Source organism: Micromonospora sp. WMMD737 (assembly GCF_049179055.1).
GTDB lineage: Bacteria > Actinomycetota > Actinomycetes > Mycobacteriales > Micromonosporaceae > Micromonospora > Micromonospora reichwaldensis.
In genome coordinates this window covers 2,499,271-2,525,837 of the sequence record NZ_JBMHMH010000001.1, presented here as the reverse complement: position 1 = coordinate 2,525,837, position 26,567 = coordinate 2,499,271, and the positions used below count along the sequence as shown (strand labels likewise).

Genomic DNA, 26,567 nt, shown 5'->3' with positions numbered 1-26,567 from the left:
CAGTGATGACCCTATCGAGCGGTCCTAAACGTCCGCCCAGGGATCTCTGCATGCCGGTCTGTACTGGTCCGCGCCGGTGCGCGGCGCTGCCCCGACGGTGTGACGGCCCGCACCGTTGTCGGGTCGCCCGGGCAGCCAAAACGACGACGCGTAGTCTGTGGTCCGGCGTGTGGCCCCAGTCGGGTCCGGCCGATCCGACCTCCCCTGCCGACGCCGGAAGGTGGCAATCCGTGAGCATGATCACCGAGCGCCCCGTCAGCAACTCTGCCGGGCAGCCGCCGGTGCGGACTGCGGCGGAGACGTCGGCGGTGGCCCGCCGGGACGTCCGCGCGGTGGTCGCGGCCTACGTGACGCTGACCAAGCCGCGGATCGTGGAGCTGCTCCTCGTCACCACGGTGCCGGCGATGATGCTCGCGGACGGCGGGATGCCGTCGCTCTGGCTGGTGGCCGTGGTGCTGGTCGGCGGCTCGCTCGCCGCGGGCGCGGCCAGCGTCATCAACTGCTACATCGACCGCGACATCGACCAGCTGATGCGGCGCACCAAGCGCCGCCCGCTGCCGACGCACACCGTGACACCGCGCAACGCGTTGATCTTCGGGCTGGTGCTGGCGGCGGTGTCGGTCGCGATGATGGCGGCGTTCACCAACCTGCTGGCCGCCGGGCTCACGCTGGCCGCGATCGTCTACTACGACGTCGTCTACACCCTCTGGCTCAAGCGCACCACGACAGCGAACACGTTCTGGGGCGGGGCCTGCGGGGCGGCGCCGGTGCTGATCGGCTGGGCGGCGGTCACCGGGACGCTCTCCCCGGCCGCGTGGGCGCTCTTCGCGGTGGTCTTCTTCTGGCAGATGCCGCACTTCTACCCGCTGGCGATGAAGTACAAGGACGACTACGCCCGGGCCGGCATCCCGATGCTGCCGGTGGTGGCCTCCACGCGGCGGGTCAACGCCGAGATCATCGGCTTCGCCTGGCTGACCGTGGCGTCCTCGCTGGCCGTGTGGCCGCTGGGGATGAGCCTCATCTACGGCGTGCCCGCCGTGGTGGTCGGCGCCATCTTCGTGGTGGAGGCGCACAAGCTCGCCCGCCGGGTGGCGCGGGGGCAGGCCGTCAAGCCGATGCGGCTGTTCCACTGGTCGACGACCTACCTGACCATCCTCTTCGCCGCCGTCGCGCTCGACGCGCTGATCTGACCCGGCTGCGCCCGCCGCTGCGGCGGGCCGCCGCGTAGGGCCGGGTTCCGGCCTGGTCCGTGCCGCCCGGTCCCCGGAGGCCGTGCCGCCCGGTCCCCGGCGGCCGGAGGCCGTACCGGCAAATCATCATCGTGCATGGCTTGTCCGGGTTTCTTGTCACATCGGTGACGCCGTCGATAAGATTCCAGAACCGCTCGGATGGCCCGGGCCGGCCCGGTTCGGGCCGCCCTTTTGGCGGGATAAGTCCGGACAAGACCGGGCATTTCGCCTGTGGTTCTCCTTAAACCTGCGGGTAATTGGCATCACAAAAGGTTCATGGTTCTCGCCCGCCCGGGTGCAAGTCTGCTTACGCTTCCCGACATGGCAGAAGGTTCCGATACGACGCTGACGGCCGAGCAGACCGCCGAGACCCCGCAGGGCCTGGTGGCGAGCCTCAAGTCGTTCGCCGCCGGTCACGGCGGGGCGAAGGCGGTCATCGAGTACGTCGGCAAGCGTGGCGCGCGCATCGTCCTCGTGGGCGAGGACGGGGTGTGGGGCGACCAGTTCGCCGACGACACCGTCGTGGCGCGGCAGGCCTGCGCGAAGGCGGGAGTCACCGTCGAGAACGCCTGGGAGCGTGAACTGATGGACCAGATGCGTCCGAGCAACGACCTCTGGCGGTCGATGGCCCGGCGCACGATGGCCCGTTGACATAACTTGACCGATCACCACCAGCCGACCCGGGGGAAACCCCGGGTCGCTCTCGTCACCTGTGCCGACCTGCCCGACCTCGACCCCGACGACCGGCTGCTGCTCGACCCGCTGGCGCGCCGCGGCGTGACCGCCGAGGCGGTGGACTGGGCCGACCCGGCCGCCGACTGGGCCGCGTACGACCTGGCGGTGCTCCGCTCGCCGTGGGACTACGCGCTGCGCCGCGACGAGTTCGTCGCCTGGGCGTCGCGGGTCCCCACCCTGGCCAACCCGGCCGACGTGGTGCGCTGGAACACCGACAAGCGGTACCTGGCCGAGCTGTCCGCGGCCGGGGTGCGCACCGTGCCGACGTCCTGGGTCGCGCCGGGGGAGGACTGGCGACCGCCCGCGGCCCGCGGCGAGTACGTCGTCAAGCCGGCCGTCAGCGCGGGCAGCCAGGACACCGGCCGCTACGACCTGGCCGATCCGCACCACCGGGAACTGGCCGTGGCGCACGTGCGGCGGCTCTCGGACGCCGGGCGGCTGACCATGGTGCAGCCGTACCTGGACGCGGTCGACACGGCCGGCGAGACGGCGCTGCTCTTCCTGGCCGGACCGGACGGCCCGACGTTCAGCCACGCCATCCGCAAGGGCCCGATGCTGACCGGCCCGGACCTCGGCGCCGACGCGCTGTACCGGCCCGAGGAGATCACCGCCCGCACCGCCACCCCGGAGCAGTCGGCGGTGGCGGAGCGGGCCCTCGCGGCGGTGCCCGGTGGACCGGGACGGCTGCTCTACGCCCGGGTGGACCTGATCCCGGGCCCGGACGGCGCGCCGGTCCTGGTGGAGCTGGAACTCACCGAGCCGTCGCTGTTCCTCGGCCACGCCGACGGCGCCGCCGACCGTCTGGCCGACGCGATCCTGACCCACCTGGCCCGCGCCGCCGGCTGACCGTCGGGGCGGGTGGGGAAGCGCTCAGGTGCGCAGCCGGACGGGCCGGGGGCGCGGTCAGGCGGCGACGGGGACGGCCCGGTCGGCGGCGTCCGGGGCGGGGGCCGGCCCGACCGGGCGGCGCTCGCGGGTGGACCACTGCACCGAGAGGGTGGCCAGCAGCACCAGGCAGGAACCCAGCATGTGCGCGCCCACCAGCAGCGCCGGCAGGTTGGTGAAGTACTGCACGAAGCCGATGAGGCCCTGGCTCAGCTCGACGCCGACGAGCACCAGGGCGGCCCGCGCGGCCCGCTGCGCGCCGACCGCCCGGAAGGCGAAGACCAGCGCCACGGACAGGCCGATCAGCAGGAAGACGCTGTCGGCGTGCACCTGGGAGATCGTCTCCGGGTCGAGCCCGTTGCGGGCGGCGCCGTGGTCGCCCGCGTGCGGGCCGCTGCCGGTCACCCAGGTGCCGATCACCAGCACCGCCGCGCTGACCACGGTGGTGATCGCGGTGAGGGTCCGCAGCGGGGCGGGCACGACGGCCTCCGCCGGGCCCGCCGGGTCCTTGATCCGCCGCCACAGCGCGTACGCGGCCGCGATCACCAGCATCGAGGCGAGGAAGTGCAGGCCGACCACCCACGGGTTGAGGTCGGTGAGCACGGTGATCCCGCCGATGATCGCCTGTGCCGGGATGCCGAGGAGCACGGCGACCGCGAGCGGGACCAGGTCCCGGCGCCGGGGGAGGTGCAGCAGCACGGCCAGCAGCACCGCCAGCGCGATGAGGCCGACGGCGAAGGTGAGCAGGCGGTTGCCGAACTCGATCACGCCGTAGATGCCCATCTCCGGTGTCGTCACGTACGACTCCTCGGTGCACCTGGGCCAGGTGGGGCAGCCGAGGCCGGACCCGGTGAGCCGGACGGCCCCGCCGGTGACGACGATGCCCACGTTCGCGATGATCGAGGCGAGCGCGAGACGGCGCAGCAGGGCGGTGGAGACCGGGAACCGGACGGATCGCTTCACGGCGCAAATCCTACGCACCGTAGTGGAGCACGATCGGGTGACTCCGTCCGTGCGGTGGTTCGGATCACCGGGACCCGGGTTTGCGGGCCCCGGACGAATTACGTAACGTTGGCGTTGTGAAAAACGCGGCGGCGCTCTCCGGGCACCAGCCGGCGGCCGCCCCGGCCGCCGGTCAGTCCGCGTCCATCGCGGATCTCTCCACCCGTGACCGGGTCACCCAGCTGCTGCTGGAGCGGGGCGCGACCACCGCCGCGCAGCTCGGCTCGGCGCTCGGGCTCAGCCCGGCCGCGATCCGCCGCCACCTCGACGCGATGCTCGCCGACGGCGACGTGCTCGCTCGCGAGCAGACCGTCCGCGGCCACCGCGGCCGGGGCCGGCCGGCGAAGGTGTTCGTGCTGACCGACGCCGCCCGGGTCCGCTGCGGCACCCACCACTACGACAACATGGCCACCGCCGCGCTGCGCTGGATCGCCCGCAACGGCGGCGCCGCGGCGGTCGAGGCGTTCGCCGCGGACCAGGTCGCCGCACTGGAGACCCGCTGCCGGGCCGCCATGGAGGACGCCGGCGACGACCCGCTCGCGCGGGCCGAGGCACTCGCCGGAGCGCTGACCGCCGAGGGTTACGCTGCGAACGCGTCCACGATCGCCACCGGCGGCCAGCTCTGTCAGCACCACTGCCCGGTGGCGCACGTGGCCGCCGAGTTTCCCCAGCTGTGCGAGGCCGAGACCGCGGTGATCTCCCGCCTGGTCGGCACCCACGTGCAGCGCCTGGCCACCATCGCGCACGGCGACGGAGTGTGCACCACGCACATTCCCACCCAGCCGGGGCGTGCCCGTTCCGGTAACACCGTCACCACTGTGAGGACAGATAGATGACCGAGCAGATCGTCCAGCCCCTGACGCAGGAAGAGCAGCTCGCCGCCCTGGGTCGCTACGAATACGGCTGGGCCGACCCCGACGTCGCCGGGGCGGTCGCCCAGCGCGGCCTCAACGAGGCGGTGGTGCGGGACATCTCGGCCAAGAAGAACGAGCCGGCCTGGATGCTCGACCTGCGGCTGAAGGGCCTGCGGCTGTTCGACCGCAAGCCGATGCCGGCCTGGGGCGCCGACCTCACGGGGATCGACTTCGACAACATCAAGTACTTCGTCCGGTCCACCGAGAAGCAGGCCACCAGCTGGGAGGACCTGCCCGAGGACATCAAGAACACCTACGACCGGCTGGGCATCCCCGAGGCGGAGAAGCAGCGGCTGGTCGCCGGCGTCGCGGCGCAGTACGAGTCCGAGGTCGTCTACCACAAGATCCGTGAGGACCTCGAGGAGCAGGGTGTCGTCTTCCTGGACACCGACACCGCCCTGCGCGAGCACGAGGACGTCTTCAAGGAGTACTTCGGCACGGTGATCCCGGTCGGCGACAACAAGTTCGCCGCGCTGAACACCTCCGTGTGGTCCGGCGGCTCGTTCATCTACGTGCCGAAGGGCGTGCACGTGGAGATCCCGCTCCAGGCCTACTTCCGGATCAACACGGAGAACATGGGCCAGTTCGAGCGGACGCTGATCATCGTCGACGAGGGCGCGTACGTGCACTACGTCGAGGGCTGCACCGCGCCGCTCTACTCCTCCGACTCGCTGCACAGCGCGGTCGTGGAGATCATCGTCAAGAAGAACGCCCGGTGCCGCTACACGACCATCCAGAACTGGTCGAACAACGTCTACAACCTGGTCACCAAGCGCGCCGTCTGCCACGAGGGCGCGACCATGGAGTGGGTCGACGGCAACATCGGCTCCAAGGTCACCATGAAGTACCCGGCGGTCTACATGACCGGCGAGCACGCCAAGGGCGAGGTGCTCTCGGTGGCCATGGCCGGCGAGGGGCAGCACCAGGACGCGGGCGCCAAGATGGTGCACGCCGCGCCGCACACCTCCTCGACCATCGTCTCCAAGTCGATCGCCCGCGGCGGCGGCCGCACGTCGTACCGGGGCCTGGTCCAGGTGCTGGAGGGCTCGCACAGCAGCCGCAGCACGGTCAAGTGCGACGCCCTGCTGGTCGACACCATCTCCCGCTCGGACACCTACCCGTACGTCGACATCCGCGAGGACGACGTGTCGATGGGACACGAGGCGACCGTCTCCAAGATCAGCGACGACCAGCTCTTCTACCTGATGAGCCGGGGCCTGAGCGAGGACGAGGCGATGGCGATGATCGTTCGCGGCTTCATCGAGCCGATCGCCAAGGAGCTCCCGATGGAGTACGCCCTGGAACTCAACCGCCTGATCGAGCTCCAGATGGAGGGCGCGGTCGGCTGACCCCGCCGCGGCCCCGTCCCGCCTGTGGCGATTCGCGAGAACGCCGACCCGTCGGGCCAGGCCGCGCGAACATCGACCGACCCTCCAGTTAATGACACCGTCGTCGCAGAACAGACCAAGGAAGAGATGACTACCCAGGCTTCCGCGCCGCCCAGCACCAAGTCGCAGGCGCTCCGCTCGTACGACGTCGCCGACTTCCCGGCCCTGACCGGCCTGGAGGAGGAGTGGCGCTTCACCCCGCTCAAGCGGCTGCGCGGGCTGGTCGGCGCGTCGCCGGCCGCCACCGGCGCGGTCCGCCACGAGCACGGCGACCTGCCCGAGGGTGTCACCGTCGGACGGATCGGCTCCGACGACCCGCGGGTGGGCAGCGTGCTCACCCCGGTCGACCGGGTCAGCGCGCTGGCCTACGGCGGGGCCGACCAGGCGCTGCTGGTCCAGGTCGCCCGCGACGCCGTGGTGGCCGAGCCGGTGAGCCTGCGGGTGGTCGGCGAGGGCGTCGAGGGCCTGGCCTTCGGGCACACCTTCGTGGAGGTGGGCCGGTTCGCCGAGGTGACCCTGGTGGTGGAGCACGTCGGCTCGGCCACGCTGGCAGACAACGTCGAGGTGTCCGTCGCCGACGGGGCGAAGCTGACCCTGGTCACCGTCGCGGACTGGGCCGACGACGCCGTCCAGGCCCAGCACCTGAAGGTCAAACTGGGCCGCGACGCGAAGGTGGTGCACGTCCAGGTTTCCCTCGGCGGCGACCTGGTCCGGCAGTACACCTCGGTGGAGTACACCGACCGGGGCGGCGAGGCCGAGCTGTACGGCCTCTACTTCGCCGACTCGGGTCAGCACCTGGAGCACCGCCAGCTGGTCGACCACACCGTGCCCGACTGCCGCAGCTACGTCGGCTACCGGGGCGCCCTGCAGGGCGAGAGCGCGCGCACCGTCTGGGTGGGCGACGTGCTGATCCGCGCCGAGGCGACCGGCACCGACACGTACGAGATCAACCGGAACCTGCTGCTGACCGACGGCGCGCGGGCGGACTCCGTACCCAATCTGGAGATCGAGACCGGCGAGATCGCCGGCGCCGGGCACGCGAGCGCGACCGGCCGCTTCGACGACGAGCAGCTGTTCTACCTGATGGCCCGGGGCATCCCGGAGGCCGAGGCGCGGCGCCTGGTGGTCCGCGGCTTCTTCGCCGAGCTGATCAACAAGATCCCGGTCGAGGAGCTGCGCGAGCGGCTGGGCGACGCCATCGAGGCCCGGCTCGCGAAGGCCGGCGCCTGATGATCCGCCTCTGCGCCACCGAGGACGTGCCGAAGGGCACCGTGGTCAGCGCCGACGTCGACGGCACCCCGATCGCGCTGGTGCACGGCGAGGACGGCGTCTTCTACGCCGCCTACGACGAGTGCTCGCACGCCGCGGTCGCCCTCTCCGAGGGGGAGGTCGAGGGCTGCACGCTGGAATGCTGGCTGCACGGATCCCGTTTCGACCTGAGGACCGGCGAGCCGACCGGGCTGCCCGCCACCGAACCCGTTCCCGTCTATCCCGTCGAAGTCCGAGACGGCGACATCTACGTCAGTCTCACGCCGAGCAATGGAGTGACCCGATAATGAGCACCCTGGAGATCCGCGACCTGAAGGTGTCGGTCAAGCTGCCCGAGGGTGAGCTCAAGCCGATCCTGGCCGGTGTCGACCTGACCGTCCGCTCGGGTGAGACCCACGCGATCATGGGCCCGAACGGCTCCGGCAAGTCCACCCTGGCCTACTCGATCGCCGGCCACCCGAAGTACGAGATCACCGGCGGCTCGGTGACCCTCGACGGCGAGGACGTGCTGGCCCTGTCCGTGGACGAGCGCGCCCGCGCCGGCCTCTTCCTGGCCATGCAGTACCCGGTCGAGGTCCCCGGCGTCTCGGTGGCGAACTTCCTGCGTACCGCCAAGACCGCCATCGACGGCCAGGCGCCCAAGCTGCGCACCTGGGGTGGCGAGCTGCGCGGGGCCATGGAGCGCCTCCAGATGGACCCGGCGTTCGCCCAGCGCAACGTCAACGAGGGCTTCTCCGGCGGTGAGAAGAAGCGGCACGAGATCGTGCAGCTGGAGCTGCTCAAGCCGAAGATCGCGATCCTCGACGAGACCGACTCCGGCCTCGACGTGGACGCGCTGCGCGTGGTCAGTGAGGGCGTCAACCGGGTCCGCGACACCGGCGACACCGGGATGCTGCTGATCACCCACTACACCCGGATCCTGCGCTACATCAAGCCGGACTTCGTGCACGTCTTCGTCGCCGGCCGGATCGTCGAGCAGGGCGGCCCGGAGCTGGCCGACAAGCTCGAGGAAGAGGGCTACGAGCGCTACGTCGCCGGGGCCGGCGCGGCGCGGGCCTGAGTCCTCTCGGAAGAATGGGTGGGCCGGTCGACATGACTTCCATCGCTATCCCGTCGGGGATGCCGCAGTACGACGACGTGCCGCGTTACGACGTGGCGAAGGTGCGCGCCGACTTCCCGATCCTCGACCGGGAGGTCAACGGGCACCGGCTGGTCTACCTCGACAGCGCCAACACCTCGCACAAGCCGCGGCAGGTGCTCGACGTGCTCGGCGAGCACTACGCGATGCACAACGCCAACGTGTCCCGCTCGGTGCACACCCTGGGCACCGAGGCCACCGAGGCGTACGAGGGCGCGCGGGCGAAGATCGCCGCGTTCATCAACGCGCCGAGCGTGGACGAGGTGGTGTTCACCAAGAACTCCACCGAGGCGATCAACATCGTCGCGTACGCGTTCTCCAACGCGTCGCTGCGGCCCGACGCCGACCCCCGCTTCCGGCTCGGCCCCGGCGACGAGGTGGTGATCTCCGAGATGGAGCACCACTCGAACATCGTGCCGTGGCAGCTGCTCTGCGAGCGTACCGGCGCGACCCTGCGCTGGTTCCCGGTCACCGATCAGGGGCGGCTGGACGAGTCGGGGCTGGAGGACCTGGTCACCGAGCGGACGAAGATCGTCTCGCTGGTGCACACGTCCAACATCCTCGGCACGGTCAACGCCACCTCGCGGATCACCGCGCGGGTCCGCGAGGTGGGCGCGCTGCTGCTGCTCGACTGCTCCCAGTCGGTGCCGCACATGCCGATGGACGTGGTCGACTACGACGCCGACTTCATCGTCTTCACCGGGCACAAGATGTGCGGCCCGACCGGCATCGGCGTGCTCTGGGGCCGGGCCGAGCTGCTGGCGGCGATGCCGCCGGTGCTGGGCGGCGGTTCGATGATCGAGACGGTCACCATGGCCCGCTCGACGTTCGCCGCGCCGCCGGCCAGATTCGAGGCGGGCACCCCGCCGATCGCCGAGGCGGTCGCGCTCGGCGCGGCCGTCGACTACCTCGCCGGCATCGGGATGGAGGCCATCCAGTGGCACGAGAAGGAGCTGACGGCGTACGCGCTGGACGCCCTCGCCACGGTGCCCGGCCTGCGGATCTTCGGGCCGGCCGTGCCGGTGGGCCGGGGCGGCACCATCTCGTTCGCCCTGGGTGACATCCACCCGCACGACGTCGGGCAGGTGCTCGACTCGCTCGGCGTGCAGGTGCGCGTCGGCCACCACTGCGCCAAGCCGGTGTGCAGCCGGTTCGGCGTGCCGGCCATGACGCGGGCCTCGTTCTACCTCTACACCACCACCGAGGAGATCGACGCCATGGTGGCGGGCCTGGAGCAGGTGCGGAAGGTGTTCGAGTGAGCGGCGACTCGGGAACCCGCGGATCGACGGGAGTTCAGCCTGATGCAGCTTGAATCTCTTTACCAGGAGATCATCCTGGACCACTACAAGCACCCGCACGGTCGCGGCCTGCGCGACCCGGACGCCACGGGCGCCCGGATCGCCGAGGCGCACCACGTCAACCCGACCTGCGGTGACGAGGTCACCGTGCGGGTGGCGACCGACGGCGACGTGCTGCACGACGTCTCGTACGACGGCATGGGCTGCTCCATCAGCCAGGCGTCGGCGAGCGTGCTGCACGAGCTGCTGGTGGGCCGGGACGCGGGCGACGCGTTCCGGGTGCACGAGGCGTTCGTCGAGTTGATGTCCGGCCGTGGCCAGGTCACGCCGGACGAGGACGTGCTCGGTGACGGGGTAGCGTTCGCGGGCGTCGCCCGCTACCCCGCCCGGGTCAAGTGCGCGCTGTTGCCGTGGATGGCGTTCAAGGACGCCGCGGCACGCGCCGGTGTGGGCGTGAGCCCGACGGAGGTTGAGGCATGAGCAGCGAGGACACCGCCACCGCGGCGACCCCGGAGACCGAGGGCGCGGCCGTGCCGGCCGCTCCGGCCGCGGAGGCCGCCACGTCGGCGGCCAAGGGGAAGGCCGCCGTCGCCGACGTCGAGGAGGCGATGAAGGACGTCGTCGACCCCGAGCTGGGCATCAACGTGGTCGACCTCGGCCTGGTGTACGGCGTGCACGTCGGCGACGACAACGTCGCCACCCTGGACATGACGCTCACCTCGGCGGCGTGCCCGCTGACCGACGTGATCGAGGACCAGGCCCGGCAGGCGCTGACCACCGGACCGGGCGGCGGCCTGGTCGACGACATCCGGATCAACTGGGTGTGGCTCCCGCCGTGGGGGCCGGACAAGATCACCGACGAGGGGCGCGACCAGCTCCGCTCCCTCGGCTTCAACGTCTGACCGGCCGGGCCGGTCGGCCCCGCGCCGCCCGCGTTGATCATGAAGTTACTGTCCACGGGAAGCGCATTCCAAGGCAATGACCTCATGATCAACTCTTGGGAAGGGTGCGGGAGGCGTCCCACGCCGGTCCTGTCGAGCGCGCCGCCCCGACAAGGGGCGGCGCGCTCGTCCGTCCAACCCCGTCGTACCCCGTCCACCAGTGCCGCCGCCCCACCCCGCCCTGGACTTCCTGTCCCGGACACAGAGGGCGATCTTGTCGCGTCCGGATGTCCGACAGCACCCCGAGGGCTGGAGGCCGGGGTTCGCGGTGATCGGGACGGTCAGTTCCTGCCGGGAGGCTCGATGCTGCGCTGGTGGATGATTCTGCTGCGCAGCGACTGCGAGGCTCCCGCGTAAAGCCTTCGCGCGTGCCGTCCTCCGGATGATGAGGTGGCACGGTGACCATCCATGATGGGGCCGCCGCGGTCCGACCGTTGACACTGGCTTGGGTACGCCGGCATCTGGAGGTCGGCGAACGGATCGTCAGGATCGAGGCGCTGCACGGCGGCATCACTGCCGAAATGCGGAGGCTGACCATCGGCGCGCGGGACGGAAGCACCCGTGACCTGGTACTGCGAAGCTTCGTCAACCCGTCCTACGTCAGGCACGCCGAGGACTGGCTGAACCGGGAGGCCGACGCCCTGTTCGTGCTCGCGGGGACCTGCGTGCCGGCTCCTGGACTGCTCGCGGTCGATCCGACCGCCGCGCATTGCGAGTATCCGTCGCTGCTGATGACACATCTGGCAGGCCGGACGGTCCTCGACGATGGGGGATTGGAGACGCGCGTTCCTCTGCTTGCCCGTCAACTCGTAGCGATCCACGCGTTGCGACCCGCCGAGCGGCCCCGGGAATATGTGGCGCTGACGACCGCCGACACCGTCGTGACTCCGAAGGGCGCCGACGCGGCGGCATGGGCGGCAGCGATCGACGTGATCCGCAAGCCCGCGCCGCCCTGTGCAGGGCGATTCCTGCACCGGGACTTCCAACCCGGCAACGTGTTGTTCGACGTGCCGCCATCGAGGGCGGAGGGCGTCCGGATCACCGGCGTCGTCGACTGGGCAGCGACCTCCTGGGGCCCGGCGGATCTCGATGTGGCGCACTGCTGCACCAATCTCGCGCTGCTGCACGGCCCGGCGTGGGGTCTGCGGTTCGCTCAGGCGTATGAGGAGGCCGGCGGGACGCTGGCCGCGGCCGCGAGCGAGCGGCTGTACTGGCAGGTGCGGGACGCGCTGGCGTGCTCAGAAGAAGTGCGGTTGGTGGCGCAGCCATGGCGGAAGGCCGGCAGGACAGAGCTGACGACGCGAGCCGTGGAGGAGCGGCTGGATGCCTATGTCACCGCCCTGATGCACGCGCTGGCCTGAGCCACGGCACCCCGGGCGCGGCGGGCGAGGGAGGCGTGCGGGGGCAAGGGAAATCGGTGGTCGGGGTGGCAGGTGCGGGGAAGGATCGGGGGGTGATTGAGGCGTACCTGACGAAGCTCGTTCCTGTTGCCGCGGGCATTGTCGCGTGGCGACAGTGGGCGTCGTCCGGTCGCGTCCCGATCCGCCGCCGACCGTCGTGACCGGCGCGTTCCTGGCCGGCCTGGTCGCCGGCTACGGCGTCGCCATCCCGGTCGGCGCGATCGCGGTCCTCATCCTCGGGCTCAGCGCCCGCACGTCGTTCCGGGTCGGCGCCGCCGCCGCGTTCGGGGTGGCCACCGCCGACGGGCTCTACGCCGCCGTGGCGGCCCTCGGCGGGGCCGCCGTCGCCGGGCTGATCGCCCCGGTCGCCGTGCCGCTGCGGCTGGCCGCCGCGCTGGTGCTGCTCGTCCTCGCCGGCCACGGCGCCTGGCGCGCGCTGCGTCCCCGCGCCGCGACCGGGACCGCCGGCGTCCGCCGGGGCCTGGACACCCCGGTCCGCGCCTTCACCGGCGTGCTCGCGCTGACGCTGCTGAACCCCGCGACCGTGGTCTACTTCGCCGCGCTCGTGCTGGGCCGTACGGACCACGCCGAGCCGGATCCGCTCGCGGCCGGCCTCTTCGTGTTCGGCGCGTTCGTCGCCTCGGCGAGCTGGCAGCTGTTGATCGCCGGCGGAGGCACCCTGGTCGGCCGGGTGCTCACCGGCCCGCGCGGTCGACTCGTGACCGCGCTGCTCTCCAGTGCCATCATCGCCGCCCTGGCCGTGGCGATGCTGCTGTCCGGCTAGCCGGGCCACCCACCCACGGCGGTCAGCCGGCGTTGCCGTGCCGTAGGTTCGGGCGTATGAGCAGCCGACCCGCAGTCGGAGGCGGCCGGTGGGTGGAGGTGGACCCCGCCCGGGTCGCCCGCTGGGTCGAGGGCTTCGCCGACCGGCACGGCCCGCCCACCACCACCGTCGAGGCGTACGGGCTGCTGCTCGCCGCCGCGGACGGCGCGACCGCCGAGTTGCACGCCCCGCCCGGCGCGCCTGCCGCCCCCGACCTGCCCGGCTTCGTGGCCGCCGCCGCCGCGCCCCGCCGCATCGGCCTGCTGCTCGCCCGCAAGGGCGCGGTGGCCCTCGGCGTGGCGGCGGGGGAGAAGCTGGTCGTCTCCAAGGTGGACACCCGCTACGTGCAGGGACGCACCGCCGCCGGGGGCTGGTCCCAGCAGCGCTTCGCCCGGCGGCGCGACAACCAGGCGAAGGCGGCGCTGGGCGACGCCGCCGACCTGGCCGTACGGCTGCTGCTGCCGGAGGCGGCGTCGTTGCGCGCGGTGGTCTGCGGCGGCGACCGGCGGGCGGTGGACACCGTGCTGGCCGACCGGCGCCTCGCCCCGCTGGTGGCGCTGCGCGCGGAGCGGCTGCTGGACGTGCCCGAGCCCCGGCACGCGGTGCTCGTCGGCGCGATCGCGGCGGCCCGGGCGGTCCGCATCCTGGTGCGCGACCCCGCCCCGTCCTGACCCGGCGCACTAGGCTGGGCGCGACGGTCGGGGAGGGAGCCAGGATGGCGGAGACGGCGGCGGCCGACGTCGCCGTGGTCAGGGTCGTCGATGCCCACGACGACGCGGTAGGGGTCGTCGATGCCCACGACGACGCGGTCGGGGAGAGCCTGGGTGACCGGATCCGACGGCTGCGCCTGGCCCGCGGCCTGACCCAGCAGCAGGTCGTCGGCTCCCGTTACACCCGCGCCTACCTGGGTGCCGTGGAGTCGGGCGCCCGGATGCCCGGTCCCGAGGCGCTGGCCCACTTCGCCGACCGCCTCGGGCTGGCGGTGGACGACCTGCGCCACGGCCGGCCGGCGAATGCCGCCGCCCAGCTCGCCGCCGAGCTGGCGGCGGCCCGCCGGGACCTCTCCGCCGGGCGGTTGGACGCCGCCGAACGGGCGTTGACCGGGATACGTCGCCGCGCGGAGCGCTACCGACTGCCCGAGCTGGCCGGTTGGGCCGGATATCAGCTGGCGGAGGCCCGACTGCACCGGGGGCGCACCGAGGACGCGACCGCCCGGTACGACGAGCTGGCCGGGGACCTGCCCGACGACTGCCCGGCGCTGCGCGCGGCCGTGCTGGCCCGGCAGGCGTACTGCCTGCTCGTCGCCGGGGACGCGCCGCGGGCGGTGGCGATCCTGGAGGGCGGCCTGCGGGCCCTGCGGACGACGCCGCCGGTGGACGCCGACGCCGAGCTGCGGTTGACCAACGCGTTGATGTACACGTTCCTGGAGCTGAGCTGGCGGGAGCGGGCCCGGCGGTTGGAGCGGGAGGTGACGCCCCTGCTCACCCGGGCGACCAACCGGGAGTGGGTGGCGCAGTTCCACGCCGTCGCCGGGCAGTTGCGGCGCGACGGCGAGCTGGACGAGGCGGACCGGCACCTCCGGGAGGCCGTCCGCCGCTACGCCGAGCTGGGGCTCACCCGGGAGATCGGCCTGTGCCACTGGGCCCGTGGCTACGTGCTGCTGCGGGCCGGGCGACCGGGGGAGGCGGCTACGCAGCTGCGGCGCGCCCGGGAGACGCTGGGCGACGTCGGGGCGGTGCTCGACCACGCCGGGGCGACGCTGGAACTGGCCGAGGCACGCCGGCGCGAGGGCGCGCTGGACGAGGCGGCCGAGCTGGCCGAGGAGGCGGCCGGGGCGGCGGCCGCCAGCGACCACCGCGAGATCATGGCCGAGGCCGACCGGGTACGCGGGCTGGTGCAGGCCGCCCAGGGCGACGGCGAGCAGGCGCGGCGGCTGCTGCTGCGGGCGGTCGACAGGTACGAGCGGGCCGGCCTGATGGGCGACGTGGTGATCACCTGCCGCCACCTGGCGGAGCTGCTGCTGGCCCGGGGGGAGCGGGACGAGGCGGCGGCGGTGCTGCGCCGCGGCCTGCGTGCGGCGGAGCGGCTGTCGTGAGCCGGCCGGAGCCGGACGGGACGGGCGCGGCGGCGAGCGGGCTGGGCGCGCGGGTGCAGCGGCTGCGCGCGCAACGGGGGCTCACGCAGCGCGCCCTGGCCGAGCCCCGCTACACGGCGGCCTTCGTCTCCGCCGTGGAGAGCGGTCGCCGGGTGCCCTCGGCCGACGCCGTCGCCCACTTCGCCGAGCGGCTCGGCGTCACGCCCTCGGACCTGACCACGGGCCGCTCTCCAGCCGAGGTGGTGCGCCTGGGGCTGCGCCTGGCCGAGGCCGACCTGGCCGGCTCCGTCGACGAGACGGCCGCCGACTGCCGCGAGGTGGCCGACGCCGCCGCCGACCTGGCGGAGCCGGTGCTGGAGGCCCGGGCCCGGCTCGGCCTGGCGGGCGTGGCGCTGCGCCGCGACGAACCCCGTACCGCCTCGGTCCAGCTCGACCGGGCGGAAGCCCTCCTGGCGGGGGCGGCGCCGCACGTGCGGGCCGAGGTGGCGGTCGGCCGCGCCGGGCTGGCGCACCACGACGGTGACCCGCGCTACGCCCGCTACCTGCTGACCGAGGCCCGCGACGCGCTGGTGCGCGACGGGTACCCGGACCCGTCGGTCCTGCTGGTCCTGCACGCCGAGCTGGTGCGCTGCCACGTCGCCCTCGGCGACGAGGGGGCGGCGGCGGAGGCCGCCACGCAGGCCCTGGCCCTGGCGGTGCTTCCCGCCCCGGCCCGGGTCGCCGGCCTGCACCTGGGCGTCGCGGCCTCGCTGCTCGCGTCGGGACGGACGGCGGAGGCCGCCGTCGCCGCCGAGCAGGCCCGCCAGGCGGCCCGGCAGGTCGCCCTACAGTGGCTGCTGGCGTGCTGTCACCGGGCCCGGGGACAGGGGCGCCGGGGAGCCGGCGACCTGGCCGGCGCGCTGGCCGACCTGGCGGAGGCGCACGCGATGCTGACGGACGCCGGGCAGCCGGCGCTGGCCAGCGAGGTGGGGGTGGAGCTGGCGGAGGTCTACCACGCGCTGGGCCAGCCGGGGCGGGCCGAGGCGCTGTTGCGCGGCGCCGTCGACCTGGGCGGCGACCCGGTGGTGGCGGCCCGCGCGGAGCGGGTGCGTGGTCTGCTGCGCGACGACGCCGGCGACCGGGCCGGTGCCGAGCGGCACCTGCGGGCGGCGCTCGCCGGCTACCGGGCGGCCGGGCGGCGGCGGGAGTTGGCGGCGGCGGTTCTGCTGCTGGCCGACCTGGTGCAGGGGTGGGGCCGCCCCGACGACGCGCTCGCTCTGCTCCGCGAGGGGCTGCACCAGGTGGAACAGCTCGGTGAGCGGGTCGCCGTGCCGCGCGCCACGGCCTGAGCCCCCGGCGACGGGTACGCCGCCGGGGGCCCCCGGCCGGGCCGTCGGGTCGGCCCGCCCGTGCACCGGTCACCCGTCTGCCGTGCCCCGGCGGGCGACCGGTGCGTGCCCGTGCGTCAGTCCCGGGCCCAGAGCGCCGGCGCGTTCGGCGGCTCCCAGCCGGGCTGGGCGGTGTGCGCCTGCTGACAGCGGTAACCTGCACCGCCGTAGGTGACCCGGGCCCCGACCGGGTACGCCGTGCCGGCCGCCCAGGTGCCGCCGGGGGCGCTGCCGGTCGGGGTGGGGATGGGACCCGAGGTCACGTTGAGGACGAAGTCGAAACTCGCCTCCCGGACGCCGTTGACCGTGCGTACCGTCATCAGCAGCGCGGGGTCGAAGAGCGTGTCCGTGCTGTTGCGGGGCTCGCCCGGGAAGTACAGCTGGGTGGTGAGCGCCGGCCGGTTCGGCGCCTGCGCCTTGACGTGGAGGTGCCGCGTCCGCCCGGGATAGAGGCCCGGCACGATCGTGCTGAGCCGGTACGCGCCCGACGCGTCGGTGAACTGGTGGCCGCGTAGCCGGTAGCCGACGTTGTCGTAGCCGCCGTTGGCGTCGGCCTGCCAGAAGTCCAGCAGCACGTCGGGCAGGGGCCGGCAGTCCAGCCCGAAGACGTACCCGGTGACGGTGAGTCGGGTGCCGACCGTGCCGGCCTCGACGAGCGACGAGCGGCGAGGCGAGTTCGGCTTGAAGTAGGGACCCTCCATCTGCGGCGGCGTCGGGTCGTCGCCGTCGTCGCAGTACGGGGTGAGGGGCGGCGCCGACGCCGGGTCGGCGGTTCTCGCGCCCACCGCCCGCGCGGCGCCGGCGACGAGGAACGGGGCGGGCAGGGCGAGCGCCGCCGCCCGCAGCACGCTCTTGCGTGTCACGCCGCTGTGGGGATGGGCACCGTCTGGCTCCCGTGCGCCGCTGGCTGCACCGTTCATGAGCGTTCCTCCTACTGGAAGGGCGGGCGTCGGAGCCCGGGCAACCCGGTAGGTCCCTGGGTCGGCCGGGCCGGCGACCCGACGCTATTGACGGACGTCGGGGTGCGTCGATGTGTCAGCCGGCGGGATCGTGGTGTTTTCCGCCGTGCCGGCGGAACGCCCCGGGGGAGTCGCCGGCCTCCCGGCGGAAGAACCGGCAGAAGTAGGCGGGGTCGGCGAAGCCGAGCCGGTCGGCGATCGCGGCCACGGTGAGGTCGGTGCGGGTCAGCAGGCGCTTCGCCTCCAGGACCCGGGCCCGGCGGATCAGCCGGGCGGGGGTGGCGCCGGTGGCCAGCGGGACCGCGTCGTTGAGGTGGCGCACCGACACGCCGATGCGGCGGGCGTACGCGCGGGGAGGCTCGCCGACGAGGTCCGGTTCGCCGAGCAGCTCCTCGAAGCGGCGGGCGATCGCGGCGGCGCGCCGGTTACGGGTGTCCGGCTCGGACGGCGGGCCGGGCGGCGGGCCCGTGGGCCGGGACCGGCGCACCTCGGTGAGCAGGAGGTGCAGGTAGGCGCGCAGGGTGCTCGTCCGGCCCGGCCCACCCCGGCGGTACTCGGCCGTCGCCCACCGCATCAGGGCGGCGATCCGCCTCGCCTGCGCGTCGTCACGCGGGCGCCAGGAGCGGTGCGCCGAGCGGCGCAGCGCGTCGCGGTCGGCCGGGAAGGTCAGCAGGAACTCGGCGGCGCAGAGCAGCACGTGCCCGCGCAGGTCGCGCTGGTCCTGCCAGTGGTGCACCTGGCCGGGCGTGACGACGAACAGGTGCGGCGGTCGGACGGGGTGGGCGTCGAGGTCGATGACGTGGGTGGCCCGCCCGTGGGTCACGTACACCAGCTCGTAGAAGGCGTGCCGGTGCGGGAAGTCGGCGCGGGAGAGCGGGCCGATCTCCTCGAAGGAGCCGACGGCGAAGGGCAGCTCGTCCGGGGCGGGCACCGCCAGGTCGTGCCGGGGCAGCGCCGGGCCGGGCGCGGCGGCCGGTGCCGGGGAGGGGGCGACGGCGGGTCGTGCGGCGACGGTCCGGGTCTGGCGGTCGTACGGGCGCGGCGGTGGGGACACGGGCGGCTCCGTTCGCAGTGGAGGGACGGCCGGCGATCGATCGCCGACTGTATTGACGGCATCGGATGTCTAACCTACGGTGAGGGCAACACAGTTAACAACATTTGTTGTTTGGCCTGTAGCGCATCGGCGCCATCCCGCCGTCCGGCACTCGCGTGCCTGATCAGGCGGGCCTCATTCGACCCTCCACATCGTCTTGACCGCGAGGAGACCCCCATGCTCCGACGACCAGCCACCGTGGCGGCAACTACCCTGAGTGCTGCCGCTCTGGTGCTGACCATGGCCCTGGCCACCCAGGCCGGCGCCGACACCACCCCCACCTCCGCCGCCCCGGGCGCCGGCCCCGAGGGCGTCGCGCCCGAGATGTTCGCCGCCCTGCAACGGGACCTTCGGCTGACCCCGGCCCAGGCCCACGCCCGCCTCGAGGTGGACGAGCACGCGAGCCGGGTGCAGCAGGTGCTGGCCGCCACCCTGGGCGAGGGCTACGGCGGCACTTGGGTCGCCGACGGTGGAGCCGCCGTGGCGGTCGGCGTCACCCGCGCCGACGACGCCGCACGGGTTCGCGCCCTCGGCGCGGTCCCCGTCCCTGTCACGTACGGCGAGGACGCCCTGGACGGGGCGGTCGACCGGCTGAACCGTCGGGCCGCCGCCGCGCCGCCCACCGTCGTCGGCTGGTACGCCGACCTTCCCGGCAACTCCGTCGTGCTGCTGGCCCGCGACGGCGGCATCCCGGCGGCCCGCGCCTTCGCCGCCGCCGCGGGGGTGCCGGCCGGCGCGGTGCGGGTCCAGGCCAGCACCGAGAAGCCGAGGCCGTACGCCGACGTGATCGGCGGCAACGCCTACTACACCGGCAGCAGCCGCTGCTCGGTCGGGTTCTCCGTCGACGGGGGCTTCGTCACCGCCGGGCACTGCGGCCGGACCGGCGCCCGCACCTCCCAGCCGGGCGGCACCGTACGGGGCTCCACCTTCCCCGGCCGCGACTACGCCTGGGTGCAGGTGGACGCCGGGAACACCCCGCGCGGGCTGGTGAACGACTATCGCGGCGGAACGGTCCCGGTGGCGGGCAGCGTCGAGGCCGCCGTGGGGGCGGCGGTCTGCCGGTCCGGCTCCACCACCGGCTGGCGCTGCGGCACCATCCAGCAGAAGAACGCCTCGGTGACCTACCCGGAGGGCACCGTCACCGGGCTGACCCGCAGCAACGCCTGCGCCGAGCCCGGCGACTCCGGCGGCTCGTGGATCTCCGGCAACCAGGCGCAGGGAGTCACCTCGGGCGGCTCCGGCAACTGCACCAGCGGCGGGACGATGTACTTCCAGCCGGTCAACGCGATCCTGGCCGCGTACGGGCTGACCCTGGTCACCGCCGGCGGTCCCGGGCCGACCCCCACGCCCACCTCGACGGGCAACCCGCCCGGCGGCACGACCTGGCAGGTCGGCACCGGGTACGCCGCCGGCGCGACGGTGACCTACGCGGGCGTGTCCTACCGCTGCCTCCAGGGGCACACCGCCCAGCCGGGCTGGGAGCCGCCGAACGTGCCGGCGCTCTGGCAGCGGGTCTGATCACCGCCGCCCCCTACGCGTACGCCACGGGCCCGGTCACCGACCGGGCCCGTGGCGTCGTCCGTCAGGGCGGTGTCCTGCCTGTTCAGAGGCTGCCGCCGAAGGTGTCGCAGGACTTCGGGTCGCCGGTCTCGTAGCCCCGGGTGAACCACTTCTTGCGATCGGCGGACGAGCCGTGGGTGAACTCGTCCGGGTTCACCGGCCGGTTGGCCCGCTTCGAGATGGCGTCGTCGCCGATCTTCTCGGCGGCGTCGACGGCCTGCTGGATGTCCTGCTCGCTGATGCTCTTGAAGATCTTCTGGCCGCCCGAGTCGGCGGTGCCGGTGGCGTTCTTCGCCCACGCGCCGGCGTAGCAGTCGGCCTGCAGCTCCAGCTTCACCGAGAGCTGGTTGGCGTTGTCCGGGTCGCGCTGCTGCTGGCGGCGCATCTGGGCCTCGGTGCCGAGCAGGTCCTGCACGTGGTGGCCGTACTCGTGGGCGAGCACGTACGGCTGGGCGAACTCGCCGGAGGCGCCGAGCTGCTGGGCGAGCACCTGGTAGAAGGTGAGGTCGATGTAGACCTGGTCGTCGGCGGGGCAGTAGAACGGGCCGACGCCGGAGTCGGCCTGCCCGCAGGCGGTGTTGACGCCCTGGCTGAAGAACACCGTCTTCGACGGGCGGTACTGCTCGCCGAACGCCTCGGGCAGGGCCTTCTGCCAGTACGCCTGGATGGAGTTGACGTAGAGCGTGTTGCGGCAGTCGAGCTGCTGGAGCGCGTCCTCGGCCGCGCACTTCTGCTCCAGTGACGAGTTGTCGCCCTGCGGCTCGTCGCCGCCGCTGGTGGCCGCGTTCAGGCCGAAGCCGCCGCCGACGAGCGCGACGAGCACGGCGATGACGATGCCGACGATGCCGCCCCGGCCGCCGCCGATCGGGATGGGTATGCCGCCCAGCCCGCCGCCTCCGCCGGATCCTCGCCGGTCGTCCACCTGGCTGGTGTCGACCCGCGCGTTCTCGTTCAGCTCCATGTCTACCCCGATCACCGATTTGATCCGTTTTGGTGGTTGCGGTACCGGACCGGGTCCGGACGGCGATTCGGTACCCGATGATCTTGATCGGTAATCCGGCGGGGCGCTCCGGCGGCGCCCGGTACACTTGGGCCCGTGCTGCTCTGCGAAGGCTGAACCGCCCCGCGCCGACGGGCCTCGTGCTCGCCGGCGCTTTCGCGTGCCCTGAGTCAGCCCTTCCAGACCCCGAGAGCGAGTCCTCCGACATGATCACTGCCACCGGCCTGGAGCTGCGCGCCGGCGCCCGCATCCTGCTGTCCGACACCACGCTGCGGGTGCAGCCGGGTGACCGGATCGGCCTGGTCGGCCGCAACGGCGCCGGCAAGACCACCACGCTGAAGGTGCTCGCCGGCGAGGGCCAGCCGTACGCCGGTCAGATCGACCGCCGCAGCGCCATCGGTTACCTCCCGCAGGACCCCCGCACCGGCGACCTGGAGGTCACCGGCCGCGACCGGGTGCTCTCCGCCCGGGGCTTGGACGTGCTGATGGCCCAGATGAAGGAGATCGAGGCCAAGCTCGCCGACGGCGCCGACGACCGGCTGGTCCGCCGCTACGGCGCGCTGGAGGACCAGTTCGCCTCCCTCGGCGGGTACGCGGCCGAGGCCGAGGCCGCCCGGATCTGCGCCAACCTCGGCCTGCCGGACCGGGCGCTCGCCCAGACCATCGGCACGCTCTCCGGCGGTCAGCGCCGCCGCATCGAGCTGGCCCGGATCCTGTTCCGCGACGCGGGCGAGAACGGCGGCGGCATCCTGCTGCTCGACGAGCCGACCAACCACCTCGACGCCGACTCGATCACCTGGCTGCGCAGCTTCCTCGCCAACCACAAGGGCGGCCTGATCGTGATCTCCCACGACGGCTCGCTGCTGGAGTCGGTGGTCAACAAGGTGTGGTTCCTCGACGCCACCCGTTCCGTGGTCGACGTCTACAACCTGGGCTGGAAGGCGTACCTGGAGGCCCGCGAGACCGACGAGCGGCGCCGCCGCCGGGAGCGGGCCAACGCCGAGAAGAAGGCCGGCGCGCTGATGGCGCAGGCCGACAAGATGCGGGCCAAGGCGACCAAGACCGTCGCCGCGCAGAACATGGCCCGCCGGGCCGAGAAGCTCATCTCCGGCCTGGAGGAGGTACGCGTCGCCGACCGGGTGGCGAAGGTGCGCTTCCCGAATCCGGCCTCCTGCGGCAAGACCCCGCTCACCGCGACCGGCCTGTCGAAGTCGTACGGCTCGCTGGAGATCTTCACCGACGTGAACGTGGCGGTCGACCGGGGATCCCGGGTGGCCATCCTGGGGCTCAACGGCGCCGGCAAGACCACCCTGCTGCGGATGCTCGGCGGCCTGCTGGAGCCGGACACCGGCGAGGTGCACGCCGGCCACGGCCTGCGGCTCGGCTACTACGCGCAGGAGCACGAGACGCTCGACGTCGACCGGACCGTGCTGGAGCACATGCGCAGCGCCGCCATCGAGCAGACCGACACCGACCTGCGCAAGATCCTCGGCGCGTTCCTGTTCTCCGGCGACGACGTGGACAAGCCGGCCGGGGTGCTCTCCGGCGGCGAGAAGACCCGGCTCGCGCTGGCCACCCTGGTCTGCTCCGGGGCGAACGTGCTGCTGCTCGACGAGCCGACGAACAACCTCGACCCGGTCAGCCGGGAGCAGGTGCTCGACGCCATCGCCCGCTACCCAGGGGCGATCGTCCTGGTCACCCACGACCCCGGCGCGGTCATGGCGCTGAAGCCCGATCGCGCCATCCTGCTCCCCGACGGCGACGAGGACGCCTGGAGCGACGACCTCCTCGAACTGGTCGAACTGGCCTGACCGCCCCCGCCCTGCCCCGCCCGGCCGCGACCACCGTGCTGGCCAGCGCGAGCGCGCCGATGCCCAGGTACTGCCCGGCGACGATCTGCCAGGTGCGGGGCCGGCCGGTGGTGCGGGCGGCGACGAAGAACAGGGTCAGGACGACGATGTCGTCGACGTTGGTGGCGGCGAACACCACGGCCGCGCCGGCCGCCGTGCCCAACAGGTCGATCACGCCAGCAGGTTACGGCGCGGTCACCCGTCACGCCCGGCGCGGAGGGGCGGGCGGGCCCCGGGTGGCGTCGGGAGCATCACGCTATCGGGAAGCTGACATTGCATAGCGTGTCGGTTGGCGAAGAGTTGATATCTGGCGCATGATCGTTCGAGGCGGTCTAATAGGTGGGACCGTATCCGAACCGCACAGTCTGGGACGTGAGGACACAGCATGGCAGCCACTGGCACAGCCACCAGCACTGAGAAGGGTCGCCGGATCGTCGGAGCCGAGCGTCAGACGCTCGCCAAGGACCTGGTAAAGCGGTACACCTCGGGTGAGAGCATCCGCGCGCTCGCGGCCTCGACCGGCCGTTCCTACGGGTTCATCCACCGGGTGCTCACCGAGTCCGGGGTTCAGCTGCGGCAGCGTGGCGGCGCCCGACGCCGCAAGAAGGCGTGACCCGCCCACCAGCGTCGTCCATCAGCGCCGCTCCCCGGATCGCTCGGTGACCGCCGAGACGACCGGGGTCCGGCTGGAATGCGACGGGCCGGTCGCGACGGTCACGTTGTGCCGGCCCGACGTGCTCAACGCGCAGACCCCGGCGATGTGGCGCGCGATGAGCGACTTCTCGCGGGACCTCCCCGGCGACGTCCGCGTCGTGGTCGTACGCGGCGAGGGGCGGGCGTTCTCCGCCGGCCTCGACCTGTCGGTGGCCGGTGCGTCCGGTCCCGGGTCGTTCGCCGAGCTGGCCACCCTGCCCGAGCAGGAGTGCGCCGACCGGATCGCGGAATACCAGGGCGGGTTCACCTGGCTGCACCGTCCCGACGTCGTCACCGTCGCCGCCGTGCAGGGGCACGCGATCGGCGCCGGCTTCCAGCTGGCGCTCGCCTGCGACCTGCGCGTGCTCGCCGAGGACGCGAAGCTCTCCATGGCCGAGGTGACGCTCGGCCTGGTCCCGGACCTCGCCGGCACCGGCCGCCTGGTCGACCTGGTCGGCTACAGCCGTGCCCTGGAGATCTGCGCGACCGGCCGGCGGATGGACGCCGCCGAGGCGGACCGGATCGGCCTGGCCACCCTCGTGGTGCCGAACGCCGAGCTGGACGCCGCGGTGCGTGACCTGACCGCCGGGCTGCTGGCCAACGACCGCAACGCGGTGGTGGAGATCAAGGCCCTGCTGGCCGGCGCGACCGGTCGGTCCGCCGCCGACCAGCAGCGGGCCGAGCGGGAGGCGCAGACCCGCCGGCTGCGTGATCTCGCCGGGCGGGGAGAGTAAGTCGTAAGGACCGTCCGGGAAGATCAGGGTTACGGCCGAGGTTGTCAGAGTCGTCGGGAGAATTGACCTGACGGTGCGGCCAGCCCGACGACCCGGAGGTGAACGTGTCCCACTCGATGTCGGGCGGCGGCATGACCGGTTGGAGCATGCTCCGGTCGATGCGCAACCGCGACGAGATCTCCACCCACCGACTCAAGCGCGGGGTTGCCCGCAGGATCGTGGCCTTCGCCGGGCCCTACCGCCGGGACATCGTCGTCTTCCTGGTCACGGTGGTGCTGGCCGCCGTCATCGGCGTCGCCACCCCGGTGCTCGCCGGCGACGTCATCGACACGATCACCCGCGGCGGCGCCGACGCCGGCAGCGCGGTGGTGCGGCTGGCCCTCGTCATCGCCGGGCTCGCGGTGTTCGACGCGCTGCTCTCCCTCGCCCAGCGGTGGTATTCGGCCCGCATCGGCGAGGGCATCATCCTCGACCTGCGCACCCGGGTCTACGACCACGTCCAGCGGATGCCGCTGCAGTTCTTCACCCGCACCCAGACCGGTGCGCTGGTCAGCCGGCTCAACAACGACGTGCTCGGCGCGCAGCGGGCGTTCACCTCGACGCTGTCCGGGGTGGTCAGCAACGTCATCCAGCTCGTGCTCACCGCCGCGGTGATGTTCACCCTCTCCTGGCAGATCACCGCGCTCTCGCTGGTGCTGCTGCCGGTCTTCATCATCCCGGCCCGCCGGGTCGGCAAACGGCTCGCCGAGATCACCCGCGAGTCCTACAACCTCGACGCGAAGATGAACGCGACGATGACCGAGCGCTTCGGCGTCTCGGGCGCGTTGCTGGTCAAGCTCTTCGGCCAGCCCGAGGTGGAGGCGCACCGGTTCGCCGCGCGGGCCGAACGGGTCCGCGACATCGGCATCCAGTCCGCGATGTACTCGCGGACCTTCTTCGTGGCGATGCTGCTGGTCGCCTCGCTGGCCCAGGCGCTCACCTACGGGCTCGGCGGCTGGCTGGCGGTCACCGGCAACGTCAGCGCCGGCACCGTGGTGACCCTCGCCCTGCTGCTCACCCGCCTCTACGGCCCGCTGACCGCGCTGTCCAACGTCCGGGTCGACGTGATGAGCGCGCTGGTCTCCTTCGACCGGGTCTTCGAGGTGCTCGACCTGAAGCCGACGATCGAGGAGCGGCCCGACGCGGTGCCGGTGCCCCGGGCCAGCGGCCGGGTCGAGTTCCGCGACGTCCGGTTCCGCTACCCCAGCGCCGCCGAGATCTCGCTCGCCAGCCTGGAGGAGGTCGCCGCCCTCGACCGTACGATCAACGAGCCCGTGCTCAAGGGCGTCTCGTTCGCGGTCGAGCCGGGGCAGATGGTGGCGCTGGTCGGCCCCTCCGGCGCCGGCAAGTCGACGCTGTCCATGCTGATCTCCCGCATCTACGACGTCACCGACGGGCAGGTGCTGGTCGGCGGGGTCGACGTCCGCGACGCCACCCTCGCCTCGCTGCGCGACGAGATCGGCGTGGTCACCCAGGATTCGCACCTGTTCCACGAGACCATCGCCGAGAACCTGCGCTACGCCAAGCCGGACGCCACCGACGACGAGATCTGGGTGGCCCTGGCCGGGGCGCAGGTCGCCGACCTGGTCCGGTCGCTGCCGGAAGGGCTGGAGACCCTCGTCGGCGAGCGCGGCTACCGCTTCTCCGGCGGCGAGAAGCAGCGCATCGCCATCGCCCGGCTGCTGCTCAAGGCCCCGTCGATCGTGATCCTCGACGAGGCGACGGCGCACCTCGACTCGGAGAGCGAGGCCGCCGTGCAGCGGGCGCTGTCGGTGGCGCTGACCGGGCGTACCGCGCTGGTGATCGCGCACCGGCTCTCGACCGTCCGCGACGCCGACCAGATCCTGGTGCTCGACGACGGGCGGATCGTCGAGCGGGGGCGGCACGAGGAGCTGGTGGCCGTGGGCGGGCTCTACGCCGAGCTCTACCGCACCCAGTTCGCGGTCGCCGACTCGCCCACCCCGTACGTCGACGCGACCGGGCCCGAGCCGCTGGCCGTGCCGCCGCTGCGGCCCTACCTCGCCGACGAGGCGCTGCCGCCGGCGGCGGCCAACTGACGTTGCCGCCGGCCGCGGCCAACTGACGCTTGTCGCCAGCGGCGGCCGGCTGCGCCAACCTGCCGGCTGCGCTAGCCCGCCGGTTGCGGCCCAACCGA

Annotated in this window: 25 protein-coding genes; 21 read left to right on the top strand and 4 right to left on the bottom strand. The window is 73.1% G+C overall.

Going from position 1 to position 26,567, the window contains the following annotated elements:
• Window positions 1–230: 230 nt before the first annotated feature.
• From ACN27A_RS10005 to ACN27A_RS09995, 3 genes are all read left to right on the top strand, one after another.
• Complete coding sequence (locus ACN27A_RS10005) at window positions 231–1,190, top strand: heme o synthase (RefSeq protein ID WP_421451769.1); 960 nt, start codon at window positions 231–233, stop codon at window positions 1,188–1,190.
• A 360-nt stretch (window positions 1,191–1,550) separates the two neighbouring features.
• The gene (locus ACN27A_RS10000) at window positions 1,551–1,880 is read left to right on the top strand and encodes a hypothetical protein (RefSeq protein WP_421451766.1); all 330 of its coding nucleotides are present in this window, start codon (window positions 1,551–1,553) and stop codon (window positions 1,878–1,880) included.
• A gap of 6 nt (window positions 1,881–1,886) precedes the next feature.
• Window positions 1,887–2,810: an ATP-grasp domain-containing protein gene (locus tag ACN27A_RS09995; RefSeq protein ID WP_421451765.1), complete on the top strand. Its 924-nt coding sequence runs from the start codon at window positions 1,887–1,889 to the stop codon at window positions 2,808–2,810.
• Between the two features lie 57 nt (window positions 2,811–2,867).
• Here ACN27A_RS09995 and ACN27A_RS09990 read toward each other — a convergent pair whose 3' ends face one another.
• Complete coding sequence (locus tag ACN27A_RS09990; protein WP_421451762.1) at window positions 2,868–3,830, bottom strand: COX15/CtaA family protein; 963 nt, start codon at window positions 3,828–3,830, stop codon at window positions 2,868–2,870.
• Window positions 3,831–3,928: 98 nt separating this feature from the next.
• Here ACN27A_RS09990 and ACN27A_RS09985 point away from each other — a divergent pair, with 98 nt between their 5' ends.
• From ACN27A_RS09985 to ACN27A_RS09925, 13 genes are all read left to right on the top strand, one after another.
• A complete protein-coding gene (locus tag ACN27A_RS09985) occupies window positions 3,929–4,687 on the top strand; it encodes a helix-turn-helix transcriptional regulator (protein ID WP_421451760.1) in 759 nt (252 codons plus the stop codon).
• A complete protein-coding gene (gene sufB / locus ACN27A_RS09980; RefSeq protein ID WP_421451759.1) occupies window positions 4,684–6,114 on the top strand; it encodes a Fe-S cluster assembly protein SufB in 1,431 nt (476 codons plus the stop codon). Before ACN27A_RS09985 ends, sufB begins: the two co-directional genes overlap by 4 nt.
• Window positions 6,115–6,240: 126 nt before the next feature.
• Complete coding sequence (sufD, locus tag ACN27A_RS09975) at window positions 6,241–7,383, top strand: Fe-S cluster assembly protein SufD (protein WP_393171864.1); 1,143 nt, start codon at window positions 6,241–6,243, stop codon at window positions 7,381–7,383.
• Window positions 7,383–7,709, top strand: coding sequence for a non-heme iron oxygenase ferredoxin subunit (locus ACN27A_RS09970; RefSeq protein ID WP_151453359.1), 327 nt, complete (start codon window positions 7,383–7,385; stop codon window positions 7,707–7,709). The genes sufD and ACN27A_RS09970 overlap by 1 nt, the downstream gene beginning before the upstream one ends.
• Window positions 7,709–8,482 (top strand): Fe-S cluster assembly ATPase SufC, encoded by a 774-nt coding sequence (gene sufC / locus ACN27A_RS09965; RefSeq protein ID WP_393002497.1) that lies wholly within the window; start codon window positions 7,709–7,711, stop codon window positions 8,480–8,482. The genes ACN27A_RS09970 and sufC overlap by 1 nt, the downstream gene beginning before the upstream one ends.
• Window positions 8,483–8,514: 32 nt before the next feature.
• A complete protein-coding gene (locus ACN27A_RS09960; RefSeq protein WP_421451755.1) occupies window positions 8,515–9,819 on the top strand; it encodes a cysteine desulfurase in 1,305 nt (434 codons plus the stop codon).
• 42 nt (window positions 9,820–9,861) lie between these two features.
• The gene (gene sufU / locus ACN27A_RS09955) at window positions 9,862–10,338 is read left to right on the top strand and encodes a Fe-S cluster assembly sulfur transfer protein SufU (protein ID WP_421451752.1); all 477 of its coding nucleotides are present in this window, start codon (window positions 9,862–9,864) and stop codon (window positions 10,336–10,338) included.
• Window positions 10,335–10,760: a metal-sulfur cluster assembly factor gene (locus tag ACN27A_RS09950; RefSeq protein WP_421451749.1), complete on the top strand. Its 426-nt coding sequence runs from the start codon at window positions 10,335–10,337 to the stop codon at window positions 10,758–10,760. Before sufU ends, ACN27A_RS09950 begins: the two co-directional genes overlap by 4 nt.
• 437 nt (window positions 10,761–11,197) lie before the next feature.
• Window positions 11,198–12,160 carry a phosphotransferase family protein gene (locus tag ACN27A_RS09945; protein ID WP_421451746.1) on the top strand — a complete coding sequence of 321 codons (963 nt, stop codon included), beginning with the start codon at window positions 11,198–11,200 and terminating at the stop codon, window positions 12,158–12,160.
• 196 nt (window positions 12,161–12,356) lie between these two features.
• Entirely contained in the window at window positions 12,357–12,983 is a 627-nt protein-coding gene (locus tag ACN27A_RS09940; protein WP_421458424.1) for a LysE family transporter, read from the top strand.
• 56 nt (window positions 12,984–13,039) lie between these two features.
• The gene (locus tag ACN27A_RS09935; protein WP_421451743.1) at window positions 13,040–13,693 is read left to right on the top strand and encodes an acVLRF1 family peptidyl-tRNA hydrolase; all 654 of its coding nucleotides are present in this window, start codon (window positions 13,040–13,042) and stop codon (window positions 13,691–13,693) included.
• 44 nt (window positions 13,694–13,737) lie between these two features.
• Window positions 13,738–15,117, top strand: a complete 1,380-nt coding sequence (locus ACN27A_RS09930; protein WP_421451740.1) for a helix-turn-helix domain-containing protein — start codon at window positions 13,738–13,740, stop codon at window positions 15,115–15,117.
• Window positions 15,114–16,445 carry a helix-turn-helix domain-containing protein gene (locus ACN27A_RS09925; RefSeq protein WP_421451737.1) on the top strand — a complete coding sequence of 444 codons (1,332 nt, stop codon included), beginning with the start codon at window positions 15,114–15,116 and terminating at the stop codon, window positions 16,443–16,445. The genes ACN27A_RS09930 and ACN27A_RS09925 overlap by 4 nt, the downstream gene beginning before the upstream one ends.
• A 116-nt stretch (window positions 16,446–16,561) precedes the next feature.
• Here the strand turns inward: ACN27A_RS09925 and ACN27A_RS09920 are convergent, their stop codons facing one another.
• Window positions 16,562–17,347, bottom strand: coding sequence for a carbohydrate-binding protein (locus ACN27A_RS09920; protein ID WP_421451734.1), 786 nt, complete (start codon window positions 17,345–17,347; stop codon window positions 16,562–16,564).
• Window positions 17,348–17,519: 172 nt separating this feature from the next.
• Window positions 17,520–18,497 carry a helix-turn-helix domain-containing protein gene (locus ACN27A_RS09915; RefSeq protein ID WP_421451732.1) on the bottom strand — a complete coding sequence of 326 codons (978 nt, stop codon included), beginning with the start codon at window positions 18,495–18,497 and terminating at the stop codon, window positions 17,520–17,522.
• A 216-nt stretch (window positions 18,498–18,713) separates the two neighbouring features.
• Between ACN27A_RS09915 and ACN27A_RS09910 the strand changes: the two genes are divergently transcribed.
• Complete coding sequence (locus tag ACN27A_RS09910; protein WP_421451730.1) at window positions 18,714–20,054, top strand: carbohydrate-binding protein; 1,341 nt, start codon at window positions 18,714–18,716, stop codon at window positions 20,052–20,054.
• A gap of 85 nt (window positions 20,055–20,139) precedes the next feature.
• Here the strand turns inward: ACN27A_RS09910 and ACN27A_RS09905 are convergent, their stop codons facing one another.
• A complete protein-coding gene (locus tag ACN27A_RS09905) occupies window positions 20,140–21,057 on the bottom strand; it encodes a neutral zinc metallopeptidase (protein WP_421458423.1) in 918 nt (305 codons plus the stop codon).
• A 245-nt stretch (window positions 21,058–21,302) separates the two neighbouring features.
• Between ACN27A_RS09905 and ACN27A_RS09900 the strand changes: the two genes are divergently transcribed.
• From ACN27A_RS09900 to ACN27A_RS09885, 4 genes are all read left to right on the top strand, one after another.
• On the top strand, window positions 21,303–22,907 hold the full coding sequence (locus ACN27A_RS09900) for an ABC-F family ATP-binding cassette domain-containing protein (protein WP_421451727.1): 1,605 nt from the start codon (window positions 21,303–21,305) through the stop codon (window positions 22,905–22,907).
• A 424-nt stretch (window positions 22,908–23,331) separates the two neighbouring features.
• On the top strand, window positions 23,332–23,559 hold the full coding sequence (locus ACN27A_RS09895; RefSeq protein WP_007462679.1) for a helix-turn-helix domain-containing protein: 228 nt from the start codon (window positions 23,332–23,334) through the stop codon (window positions 23,557–23,559).
• Window positions 23,560–23,605: 46 nt separating this feature from the next.
• On the top strand, window positions 23,606–24,373 hold the full coding sequence (locus tag ACN27A_RS09890; protein WP_393168201.1) for an enoyl-CoA hydratase/isomerase family protein: 768 nt from the start codon (window positions 23,606–23,608) through the stop codon (window positions 24,371–24,373).
• A gap of 116 nt (window positions 24,374–24,489) precedes the next feature.
• The gene (locus tag ACN27A_RS09885; RefSeq protein WP_421458422.1) at window positions 24,490–26,469 is read left to right on the top strand and encodes an ABC transporter ATP-binding protein; all 1,980 of its coding nucleotides are present in this window, start codon (window positions 24,490–24,492) and stop codon (window positions 26,467–26,469) included.
• Window positions 26,470–26,567 lie beyond the last annotated feature (98 nt).